This is a genomic window from Paraburkholderia sp. BCC1876 (genome assembly GCF_902833695.1).
Lineage (GTDB): Bacteria > Pseudomonadota > Gammaproteobacteria > Burkholderiales > Burkholderiaceae > Paraburkholderia.
The window spans coordinates 94,334-105,911 of the sequence record NZ_CADFGI010000013.1; the positions used below are offsets into that span (position 1 = coordinate 94,334).

The 11,578-nt window shown below is 54.6% G+C and carries 8 protein-coding genes; 6 read left to right on the forward strand and 2 right to left on the reverse strand.

The window, feature by feature from the left end:
* Positions 1–44: 44 nt before the first annotated feature.
* Both HWY05_RS32850 and HWY05_RS32855 read right to left on the reverse strand, forming a co-directional pair.
* The gene (locus HWY05_RS32850) at positions 45–473 is read right to left on the reverse strand and encodes a hypothetical protein (protein ID WP_176060965.1); all 429 of its coding nucleotides are present in this window, start codon (positions 471–473) and stop codon (positions 45–47) included.
* Positions 474–588: 115 nt separating this feature from the next.
* Complete coding sequence (locus tag HWY05_RS32855) at positions 589–1,275, reverse strand: hypothetical protein (RefSeq protein WP_176060966.1); 687 nt, start codon at positions 1,273–1,275, stop codon at positions 589–591.
* A gap of 175 nt (positions 1,276–1,450) precedes the next feature.
* On the opposite strand from HWY05_RS32855, the gene HWY05_RS32860 reads away from it, so the two are divergent.
* The 6 genes from HWY05_RS32860 to HWY05_RS32885 all read left to right on the forward strand — a co-directional run bounded on the left by HWY05_RS32860 (position 1,451) and on the right by HWY05_RS32885 (position 11,474).
* Positions 1,451–1,816 (forward strand): helix-turn-helix transcriptional regulator, encoded by a 366-nt coding sequence (locus HWY05_RS32860; RefSeq protein ID WP_176060967.1) that lies wholly within the window; start codon positions 1,451–1,453, stop codon positions 1,814–1,816.
* A gap of 140 nt (positions 1,817–1,956) precedes the next feature.
* Positions 1,957–2,778, forward strand: a complete 822-nt coding sequence (locus HWY05_RS32865; protein WP_176060968.1) for a hypothetical protein — start codon at positions 1,957–1,959, stop codon at positions 2,776–2,778.
* Between the two features lie 436 nt (positions 2,779–3,214).
* Positions 3,215–6,049: a hypothetical protein gene (locus tag HWY05_RS32870; RefSeq protein WP_176060969.1), complete on the forward strand. Its 2,835-nt coding sequence runs from the start codon at positions 3,215–3,217 to the stop codon at positions 6,047–6,049.
* A gap of 1 nt (position 6,050) precedes the next feature.
* Complete coding sequence (locus HWY05_RS32875) at positions 6,051–7,154, forward strand: MBL fold metallo-hydrolase (RefSeq protein WP_176060970.1); 1,104 nt, start codon at positions 6,051–6,053, stop codon at positions 7,152–7,154.
* A gap of 201 nt (positions 7,155–7,355) precedes the next feature.
* Positions 7,356–10,526 (forward strand): DEAD/DEAH box helicase, encoded by a 3,171-nt coding sequence (locus HWY05_RS32880; RefSeq protein ID WP_176060971.1) that lies wholly within the window; start codon positions 7,356–7,358, stop codon positions 10,524–10,526.
* A 42-nt stretch (positions 10,527–10,568) separates the two neighbouring features.
* Positions 10,569–11,474: a hypothetical protein gene (locus HWY05_RS32885; RefSeq protein ID WP_176060972.1), complete on the forward strand. Its 906-nt coding sequence runs from the start codon at positions 10,569–10,571 to the stop codon at positions 11,472–11,474.
* The last annotated feature ends 104 nt before the right edge of the window (positions 11,475–11,578 follow it).

An 11,578-nucleotide genomic window follows, 5' to 3' on the forward strand; every position in this document is an offset into this window, starting at 1 on the left:
CTTTTTTGAATGGCAATAGCACAGCGAAAACGAGGCCCGGTTGTTCAGCGTGGTGTACCTCGCCATGTGAAAACATACGCGTGCCGGCTTTTATGGATTTCGGAGCGAACGGCGTCTTGCAGGGCCTCGCATTCATCGAACAGCGAAAGGCACGCATCCCTTAGATGCTCCGCATCCTGTATGCGGACGACCCTTCCGTCAGCACTTCGCCTGGCCGACTGAGCGCCTATCTCGTATCGCTTCCCGACTAGTTCTGGCGCGTAGATTGCCTTTCCAATGGAACCGGCAAGATTCAGAATCGTGACCACCGTCAGCTCTTCCCGCTTCTGAAGAATGCGCAATGCACCTTGAAATTCGCCCTTGGCGCGTGCCAGGACGATTTGATTTTCGAGGAGCGTCTCGACGGCAGCGATATCAATGAAATCACCCGTTGTGATTTCAATGGCAGTCGACGGAAGCGTATATCTGTCCATGGTTGGCAGTACCGGTCAGAGCCCTGTTCGTCGAAAGCTCCCTGCGGAGTTGCGACGACAGAAGGTGTAAAGCGCAATAGAGGTTGAAAGACGTCGGGGGACGGCAATGAGCTGCTTATTGGCTGGAGAACCGGTCCACCCACGGCAACGCGTCACCGGCAATCCTGGGTTGACCTTCAATCTGAACAACACGAGAGTGCGTAGCGCCTTCGATGCTCCGGACAGTGTCGACGATGGTCTTGTTCACCCATTGCTCCGGCGTCCCCACGAGGCCGCTGGCAAGGCCCTGCGTGATGCTCGCCAGGCCGCCGGACGTCTTTTGGAACACGCCGTAGACATCTAGTTGGTAGCCGCCTTTGTAGGCGTAGAGGCAGTTGTAAAGGTTGAGATTCGTGTAACCCGAAATCGTCCGCGTCGCATGCGAGGTCCACACGGCACCGTCACACTTCGCCATACGCAGCGTCGTTCCGCCAGACTGGGTCGATGCCATCTGCATCAGGGCTCCCATGCCGGTCCCCTGGAACGCAGATGACATATCGGCAAGCTGGAACCTACCCGGTGTAGCAGGAATGGTCGAACCCATCATAAGCGGTCGGTTTTGCTGAATCCGGTTGGAATTTTGAGCCAGCCCGTCGGCCGCAGCGTTGACGACCGTCTCAATGTCCGCCGCCGTCTTGATGTCGAAGATGTGATAGAGCTCCGTAGTCTCCGACCGGTCGGCGAGATACTGGTTGACGCCCCCGCACGCGCTGAGGGCGAGCGCAGACACTGCCCCGATGGCAGTAAATTTGAGACTTTTCAATTGTTTTCCCCGATATCGCGTTGTATGAGCTGGCCTCGCCGGGCTCGTTGCACCGGCACTCTGGTTGGCTTGATATACACAAAATGACGTTTTACGCGATTCTATGACGTTAACTCCCTTGCGCGCTAGTACCACACTGCATGTCGTTTAACCACAACACGTACGTGGGCTTGATATGGCGACAGCAGCAGCAGCAGCGGGGATTGCAAACAGGATTGGGCGGGCCATTGCGCGGGAGCGCGCTGCGAGAGAGTTGACGCAAGAACAACTCGCCGAGCAGTTGGGAGTTGAGCAGGAAACCATTTCCCGATTTGAGCGGGGCACGACATTGCCGCCGCTACAGCGTTTGATTCAGCTAGCGGACATTTTCGACCTGCCGTTGGAAGCGCTGCTGCGCGGCACGACTAACCGGGCGGCGGATGAGGCGGCGGATATAACCCAGATGCTCGGGCGACTGGACGATGACGGCCGGGATTTTGTGCGCAGATGGGTAACGGAGATGTGCGAGCGGTTGCCGCACCGCAGGCCGCATAAGCGGTAGTAGCGGGGACTGCAGACAGTCGAGCTAAAGATTTATCCGATTCTGCCGTAGTCCTGTTTAGGATGATTATGTAATGGCACGTGCTTGTAGCCTTGTTGCATAAATCAAAGTGCGAAATGACAGGACGCTACGGGAATAACATGACGGCCGAGAACATCCGCTTCGTTCCACAACTACTGCCCAGTCCGGCGATTGTGCTTGTCGTGCGTCCCAGAGGCGACCTGAACGGGGAGGTCCTGGCCGAGTTGGTTGTGCAACGCTTTGAAGCGAACCCATTTGAGGAGAGAGGTCGCCCAGACAACCGTCAGCTAACGCTCTCTTATCTTGTAGTAGGAGGAAGTCACCTGAGTTCGAGAGTTCTCAAGGGCCAATTCAATGCGTGCTACGACTCCGGGATGAAGACTGTGTCGCTCACGTCACACACTCTCTCCGTGGACGTTCTTGATTTGACGTTGCCCGGACTTGAAGGTCACGGAATTGGCACATACCTGATGAATACGATTGTCTTGTGGGCTAGGCAATTTCCGCCCGACACCGACGTCAATACTATTAAGCTGCGTCCGGGGCAGGCAATCGGCGACAATAAGGCGCGGCGCAACCGGTTTTATGAACAGTTCGGTATTGAATTTGACTACGATGACCCGATGACTCGGGAGACCGGAAAGTCCCGACCGATGGTTGTGAGCGGCTTGCGTCCTGTTGAAAAGTCGAGCGACAACCTGGAGGAGCAGAACATCGCTAGGTATGTGCGAGAGCGCAATCTCGCAGCCGAGGATGTCGAGCAACGAGCCCTATATGCTGAACAAGAAGTCGAGCGGCTTCGTCGTACGCTTAAGGAGGAGCGAGCGCGCCTGGAGCGGCGGCATCGGAACAGCCTCCGCCGTGTGGTGGTCCGGTCCTCTGTCGTAACAGCGGTGGCTTGCGCAGCGGTCGCATTAGTCACAGTGAAGACATTCACATAGCCGATAAAGCCTCGCGGGTGGCAATGCGAAAGATAGGTGCGCCACTTGCTTGCACAGCGACTTATTGATATGTCGCGTCTGCTCGGGGAATTGCCATCAACAAGTCGTAACTTCCACTGATTCCGCCGTCGGCTTTGATTGCTGAACATATGCTTCGTAGACGTTTGCTCTCGCGGGTCAAAGTCGGGGAAGGTCGTTATATTGTGTCTCCGATAATGCTCTTCCTAGCGTTGTATGTTGACCAAAGCTGACGTTCTATTAAAGTTTTGCGAAACTTGGGCCGTTAACAACCAATAAGCCGAGAAAATCCGGCGCCTAGTGGCGTGCAGTCAGAGTATGCTGGTGCACGGGACGTTTTATATTGACTCTCTTGGCCATCGCTCGTTTTAGCGGCGCTACGATGCAGAGAGGAAAAATTCGAGTGACGGAGAGAGCCTTGCAAGTGGATATGCTCGAGTTTTTCGGTATGGGTAGCCCTAGGGAGAGCGCGCAGGCCCTGTTCCTAGCTGGCACATTAGACCGGATTATCTTCAAATATAATGAAAGCCCTGAGCGCCTAAGTCAGACTGGGATACGTCTATCCGAGTTGATTCCATCGCATGGTGTTATCGACTTTCGAACTGAGCGGCTTAACCATGTGTTCCGTGCATCGGAGTCGCGATACGGCGGCGCTTATATCAACGCGCGTCTCCGTCCTTGGGTAAATTCCTGGGCGGAGTTGATGATTTACGGAGGTTATCACCGTGTTCAGATAAACGCGTCGAGCGACCGGTCAAAGCTAATTTCGCCCGACGTCCTAGCGGGGATGTTCAGCCTCGAATTGCCAGAACTCGCCAGCGTGGTGATTTCAGCGCCAGGCAGTTGGAACCATGTCGACTCGAATTTGGCTAGGGGTATCGCGCTCTTGGACTCCGGAAGTTTGGTGCTTCCTCGCGACCGCCTACAATTCCCAAGTACCCTTCGAGACCGATTCGTAAATGAGTCCGACATCGTCCGCACGCAAGATGCCGGGCTGGAGAGCGGTTCGCTCGGTGATAGTCGCGAAAACCTGCCCCACTACAACGCGGGGCTGATAATAGGTACGTCGTCGAATCGTGAACGGGACGCGTTGGACATCTTCCTTACGCAAGAAAACCGAGTCCGTGCGCCGGCCGCCATTTTCATCCAAAAGAAGCGGGAACGGCCTAGTGTCACAGGTAGATTGCTCGATGCGGCGATGGAGCGCTCGGGTCTAATGTTTGCCAGTGTCATACCCAGCGAAGGTGACTACGCCACTGACGAGTTACTCGTTAAGATTCTTGCGTCCGACTACGAAGACATCGCTGGTCTCGGCGATGTAGTCTTCCGTACACATCGGAATTTTTTGCGTGGCAACGGCTACGGTGTCTCGGAGTTTGGTGGTCTGAGAGATAGGGAAATGCAGCCCTTGGTCCGACTGAGACCGGCCCTCCTAAAAGAAATTTTAGTTGACCCGAGAAAACACATTGATGCCCTCATCGATGGACGTTTCCCGCCATATGACTTTGCTGTCTATGATATGGCCGCCGCTGACTCTGTTGCGCAGCGGGGTATTACGCAGCTCGAAGAATTGCGTCAACTCGAGAAGAACACAGGGAAGCGCTATGTTCAACTCCAAGTCTTTGCCTTCACCGAAACGGTTGACGATGGGCAAAGAAGGGAGTCCGTTTTGCGTTCATCATCGGACTACGTAGCGAAACTTTCTATCGATTCGCTCTTTGACGTTTCGACAACTGCTGACCGGCACTTTCCCTCTTATGAAAGGTTCGGAGCTGGAGATGAAAGCTCAAAACTTGATGTGATTTTTACCCCACTGTTTTTGGGAGAGGAAGCGACTTTTTCTAAAGGGCAGATTGACACAATAACTGTGCCGAAAAGCGGACCTAGCTCGTCCGCAAAGTTCGCGTTTACGACCCCGGCGAACCTTAGAGATTTTCGCGTTCGAATCGTCATTTCTCATAGGACAGCCGTCCTTCAAACATTGATTTTTGCGCTGGAGCCGCTGGCAGGTGACCAAGAAGTCGGGATTCCTTACCGATTAGTAGTTGAGAGTGAACTCGCAGAGGAATTTTCATACGCTCGTCCCGAGCAGATGAAATTCGACCTGTCACTCATCTTAAACGATAACCTGAGAGGTAAGCCAGGTGTTATATCCATTCAGAATACGGAAGCAGTTTTTTTTGAACCAACTGGTTGGGAAGAGTTTGTGTCCAACGTCCAAGACACGCTTGCGACTCTAACTGCTCAGAAAGAAACACCCGCAGACTTATTTGATGAGGAATTCGTCTCCACGTTAAGGACGCTTGCGTGGCACGGCAGAACGGCGCTGAAAAATTTCCGCTTTCAGGCGCCACAGTTGAATGTTTCTGCTGCTAAAAACATCCAGGTCGTCGAAGCTGTCACCGGAGCTTTCCTTCCAATTGAGTTCTTTTATGACGGGGATGCGCCAAATATGGACGCACCACTTTGTGAGAACTCAAAGGCTGCGCTGCTTGGCGGAGGGTGTCACGAGTACTGTGGGAAACTCGGGACTGAAGAGGTCTTATGTCCTTTGTCATTTTGGGGCCTAAGTAAGCGTATTGAGCGCCGAAGCAGCATCGCGCAACAAAGAAACATAGCCGTGACCGTGCCGGCCGATGTTGAAGTCGCGCCTCGGACCTTAACCGCAGCACTGGTTGGAGCAAGTAGCAAGGTGCGCCAAACGGACCTCGACGGTCTCAAGGCAACAATGCTGGCGAGTTTGAAATCAGTCTTTAACGCAAACAAGTGGATTGATTGGCGCTCTTCGCTCACCGAATATCAACCGGACCTTTTGGTGCTATTGCCGCATTCTGACGTCCATCCTATTCATCCAGAGCCATCGCTCGAGATTGGCGCGGACTATCTTGCATACGCACAGATGAGCGAGAAATATGTTGCTTCAACCACGGAGGCGAGGCCTATTGTGCTGCTTCTCGGCTGCGAGACCGCTGTACCGAGAAGTAAGCAATTCATGAATTTTGCCACTGACTTTTGGCGTTATGGGGCATCGACTGTGGTTGCAACCCTATCTGGTGTTTTGGGCCGACACGTATCGCGCTTTGCTGGCGAGTTGACTACTGAGATTGCGGCAACGGCCGGTCGGGCGGGCACGACAGACTTTGGCACCGTGCTCCTATTGCTCAAGCGACGAATGCTAGCTGAGGGGAATCCTTTAGCCCTGACACTCATATGCTATGGCGACACCTCTTGGCGTATAGAAAACGGACATTGAAATGTTCACATTGACGATGCTTAAGGCGGGGAACGGAGACGCCATATGGCTAACGTTCGGAACCTCCGAAAAACAGCGACACATTCTAGTCGACGCGGGACCGGCGAAAGCGCAAGACGCCATCAGTCAGCACGTAGATTTGCTACGCGGTGAGAAAGACTGCACAGTGGAAATAGACCTGCTTATTGTGACGCACTCGGATGGCGACCATATCAACGGTGCCTACTGGCTCATGCGGAACCAAAAGAAACTGCGCATCAAAATCAAGTCCATTTGGTTTAATGGGTATCGAGAAATATTCGGTAGTGATAGTCTTGATTTGCTTGGTTACAAGAAGGCTGAACAACTCAGCGCACTGACGGAATATTTAGGCATACGGCATAACGAAGGGTTTTCGGGAGAGCCGGTCGCTAGGGCTGGGGACGACGATTTTCCGTGCACATGCATTGATGGATTGAGGTTAACGGTGCTTTCTCCGACCGTAGAAAGACTGAAAGACCTGCGAGAGGATTGGTCTAAGGCTACGAAGAAAGCCCCCGGGAAGACATATAGAGAGACGCTCAAAGAACTGGAGTCTTCAGCGGACGATACGCTCGGCGCTAGCAGCAAACCTGGGAGTGACAACTCTCCCCCAAATGGCAGTTCAATCGCGCTGGTGGTCGAATACGAAGAGGCGGCTGTCCTATTGGCCGGTGACGCGTTTGCTGGAGACATTCAGACGTCGCTGTCTCGGCTTAGAACGTTGCGGAAGGTTGGGCAAATAGATTTCTTCAAGCTGTCTCACCATGGGTGTGTCGCTAACATAACTGATAGTTTGGTGACCTGCGTTGCGGCGCCACACTATCTCATTTCAACAGATGGCGCGACTCACAATCACCCAGACGTTGAGACATTTCAAATTATATTGAGAAATCGACCTTCGGAGGAAAGCTTCTTCCATTTCAATTACGAACCGGTTCGAGAGAGAATTCGCAAGGTTATGAACGATAACCGAGTTAGTTTAGGGTCCGAACCGACGCAGAGCGGGATGCGACTCGACCTTGTCATGCTAAGAGCTCAAATCTCGGGCAGATACGAGCATCACGGCGACGATGACGAACAATGAATCGTTGCGCAGTCGCATATTGGATGCAGTACCACGTTCGAGTGGTAGTTCGCGCTGACAAGGGCAACTAGGTCGGGTGTGAGCGCTGTCGCCGTATGCATTCAACAGTACTCTGTGTCTAGTACTATCCGGTAGGTCGAAGTGCCTGCGGCAACACTTAAAAAATCGTCTTATCTCCGAAGACCATTTCAGGTTGTTCTAGTGAAACATAGTTCAAATATCCTTCATTATTGGCGAGCGGTGGAGATTTTCTGTCCACAGTCCGTTCCTAAGGTTCAGCCTGATAATCGCAAGACACCAACCAATCAATTCGAGGACGCGGGTGCTGCAGCGCCGTGGGACAAGCGGCATGCGGTTACGCGGCGGCGAATTGGTACGGATGCCTGGCGGCACGAAGTGTATGCAGGCGTATATCCGGTGCGACTGCTGCGTGACCTGCTACAGGACAAGTTTGGTGTGGACCCGGAGTCGTACGACGAACGACTCGACATCTATTCGGCGCTGTTTTCTATCACCGTAAGCAACGATGGCCGGCCGCTCTTCGATACCGCAGTTCTGTCTACCTGTGCGTGGGCATGGGGCAGAACCATTTCCCCAGGTCCAGATGCTCCAGATTGGCTCGAAGGATATGACGGTTTTGCAGAGAAATTCGACCGCCGGATACGCCAGGAGCTTGCGCTGCGGGACGGAGATACAGTCGGGGCAGAGCTGGCGTCGAAAGAAATTGACGTCGGCCGGCCTATTACATTGGCTGACATATCTGCGCTTTCCGATTGGCTTCTGACGGAGCTGGGCATTGTCGCGCCGCGCATAGCGGACACCGCCCGTATATGCTCGCGCAGAGTTCCCAAGCGTTACGCGTACGACTCAGAGGGTGCGGATTTTCTGAACAGTTTCTTCATCGATGACTTGAACCGCGTGGCAAGTCACATAGAGGCGGGCGATGCAGGGGCGGCGTTGCACGCATACTTGGCTGCTGACGAAGCGGTCGACGAGACTGGACGAATCGACGTTCGGCAGGAGTTGCAGTTACCCTTCAATGCTCTTGCTCCCAACATGTTTCCACCGGGACGCTGGCCGAGCAAGGGACACCATCCGCTTGCATATGGCCAGCAGTTCGCAATCAATCAATTGACGCGTGAGCTTGGACAGTCGGAAGGGTTATTCGGTGTCAACGGACCGCCAGGTACTGGGAAGACGACGCTGTTGCGTGACCAGGTTGCGTCGGTGGTTGTCTCGCGCGCGCTAGCTCTGGAGAAACTGAAATCGCCCGCTGACGCGTTTGTTGGGGAAGCCAAACTCAAGGCGCAGGAAAAGGAGCGAACGATTAAGGTTTGGAGCGAAGCGTTTTCAGGCTTTGAGATGGTTGTTGCTTCGGCAAATAATGGCGCGGTCGAAAATATCACGTTGGATATCCCCGGGATTGACGCAATCGACCCCAAGTGGGCACATGGGTTCGACTACTTCACGGATTTTGCATCGCGCGTGATAGATGAACCGGCGTGGGGGCTACTCGCAGCACGTCTTGGAAACAAGGCAAATCGTGCAGCTTTCAGAAGCCGTTTCTGGAAGGATGAGGAAGCCGATTCATCGCGCACTACGGCAGACGAAGACACGGCACCGCGACGTGGCTTCAGCAGCTGGCTATATGCGCAAAACCCGGCGCTTGTAGACTGGTCGTCGGCAAAGACGAGGTTCCGGCAAGCGCTCGCCGCAGAGTCCGAACTACGGAAGCAGCGCCAGGGCTGGTTTGAGAGTATTGGCGAGCTCGCGGATGCTGAGGTTCGTGAAAAGGACCTACTGTCGCGCATTGGCCAAAGAACGCAAGCCGAGGCTAACGCTGTGGCGGCAATGGAGTTTGCTGTTGGCGAACTTGACCGTGCGACCGCTGACCTTGCGAGTGAATCCGAAAGCGTGGCCGGACATCGGAAACGTCGTCCCGGCATCGTGCGCGTTGTACTGAGTTTGGGACGTGCGTATAAAAGCTGGCGAACGGAGCACGACGGGTTTGTCGAGCGCGAGCGCGAGGCGCGGTCGCACGCCGAGAAAGCGGCGGAGACGACGAAGACCTTGACAGAGATTTCGCGTGCGGCAACCGACCTACGAACTGGTGATGAGGAACGGCTTCTCCAACTGCGTGCAACCGTCGGTTCGCTTCGAGCGATGCTCGAGGAGGCGAAACGCGTTCTCGGAAAACATTTCCCAGCGCTTGAAACGTGGAAAAGCGATGACGTCAGTCGGGAAAAGAGCTCACCATGGGCCGACTCTGCTTGGAACGGCGCGCGGGCACGTGTATTTCTCGAGGCACTGAACTTGCACAAGGCCTTTGTCATTTCTCAGGCGGACGTATTCGGCAAGAACCTTACCGGATTGTTCGATATTCTCCAAGGTTCTGTACCGCCGGACGCCTCGCACAAGGCTGTTCGTGCTGCATGGCAAACACTGTTCTTCATTGTGCCTGTCGTATCGACCACCTTTGCGTCATTTGACCGGCTCTTTGCACATCTCGGGAGAGAAGAGCTGGGTTGGCTTCTTATTGACGAGGCCGGACAAGCCGTACCGCAAAGCGCCGCCGGTGCCATATGGCGTGCGAGGCGCGCAATCGTGGTCGGAGACCCACTGCAACTTGAGCCGGTACTTACGATTCCGTTTAGCGCGCAGCAAGCGCTGCGCAAGCGCTTCGGAGTTAGTGAAACCTGGTTGCCGGGTCGCCTCTCAGCCCAGAAGCTTACAGACCGCGCATCGAAGGTCGGCACAGCTCTCATCGACCATGAGCGGAACCCGCTCTGGGTCAGCTCGCCATTGCGTGTGCATCGACGTTGCGATGAGAAGATGTTCCGCGTATCGAACAAGATTGCCTACAACAATTTAATGGTGTTCGGGACGGAAGACAGAAAAGCGCTGAACCTGCCGGAAACTGCGTGGATACACGTGGAAAGTGCGGACGCCGAGGAACACTGGGTGCCAGCCGAAGGACAGATGGTCCTCTCCATCTTGCGTGACGTCATACCGGAGACGAGTGACAAGGTATACGTGATTTCTCCATTTCGTGATGTTGTTCGCGGACTCGAGGCACTACTAGCCGCGCAGCAATATCCGGCCGTTGAGGTTGGCACGATTCATACGGTGCAGGGGAAAGAGTCCGACGTTGTGCTGCTCGTATTGGGTGGCAACCCGAAAAAGCCCGGCGCAAAAAACTGGGCATCAAAGAAGCCGAACCTGCTGAATGTCGCGGTGAGCAGGGCCAAGCGACGGCTGTATATCGTCGGCAACCGGAATGCTTGGAAGGCATACGATAACTTCGCTGAATGCTCGGCAATATTCGGTCCTCAGAACGTGTGGCCGCCTAAGGTCGAATCGTATCTTCAATGACTGGGCCATGAAGCTCGGGGCAATCCAGTGGAACGTACAAACATGTCAACTTCACTCTCGGCTACGCAAGGCGGAATCAGTGTCGAGCGATATATGCGCTGGCTGGAAATAGCAGTGGCGACACAGACAGCAACGTCTGAGGGAAAGCTGGTTTCGTTGCTAAGAGAGGCCGGCGCACCGATGGCCGACTCGGAAGCAATCGCAGCGGGAGTGTCGAACCTGCGCGCAGCGACCTCGAAGGCGGACCGCGCCCGACAATTTATCGCGAAAGCGCGATTGGATAACCACGGTGGCAGCTACCAAGCTGAAAAATTGCGAGGTCAAAAGACCCCGCGCGATTTTCATCGTTGGATGCTTGTCGGATTGGTCGGACTTTGCTCGGCCGTCGTTGCCATTGGTGGATACTTAATCCATCGTCGCGTTGTCACATCTGATATCAATACGGCGACAGGTTCGCAACGGCGCATAGTTGCGAAGCCCAAGCACGCTTCAAGCGACATATCAGCGCCCCATCTGAAGGCACACTCTCACGCTTCTGGCGCTAACAGCGGTACGACACCTGCAGGAACTGACATGAAGCATCAGGAAGGTAGGCGCAAACGACCTTCATCGCTTTCTGCCGGTGGCAATATTTCGATGGCAAGCGCTGCTTCTCCATCGCTTTCGCCGCAGCCCACTTCGCATCCTGAAAGTTGCCCACCTGGCGTCGACAGACTCGGGTGTTCCGGGGCGGCAATGAGTTCGCCATCGTCGGCAGGTCTCGTCGTGCCGCCCCACGCCCACTATGAAGCAACTGGATTTGGGTGGGAGTGCAATATTGGATATGTACAGAATGGTGGCGCATGTGTCGCGCTGCACGTTCCAGTCCATGCGCACCTCGATATTTCCGGTCATGGCTGGTTCTGCGACGACGGGTTTATCCAGAGCGGAGACGTTTGCGTGCCCTGAGAACTGCGCTGAGTATGCCTGTCGCATGAATTCTGCGGTTCCCGAAGCGGCCGACGTCGAAAAGACACACTCTAAAGTATGGATAGGTTATGGCATTGGCATGC

What these genes read in the sequence shown, in the direction of transcription:
- HWY05_RS32850 (WP_176060965.1), bottom strand. Translation starts at nt 473, where the DNA reads ATGGACAGATATACGCTTCCGTCGACTGCCATTGAAATCACAACGGGT.
- HWY05_RS32860 (WP_176060967.1), top strand. Translation starts at nt 1,451, where the DNA reads ATGGCGACAGCAGCAGCAGCAGCGGGGATTGCAAACAGGATTGGGCGG.
- HWY05_RS32865 (WP_176060968.1), top strand. Translation starts at nt 1,957, where the DNA reads ATGACGGCCGAGAACATCCGCTTCGTTCCACAACTACTGCCCAGTCCG.
- HWY05_RS32875 (WP_176060970.1), top strand. Translation starts at nt 6,051, where the DNA reads ATGTTCACATTGACGATGCTTAAGGCGGGGAACGGAGACGCCATATGG.
- HWY05_RS32885 (WP_176060972.1), top strand. Translation starts at nt 10,569, where the DNA reads ATGTCAACTTCACTCTCGGCTACGCAAGGCGGAATCAGTGTCGAGCGA.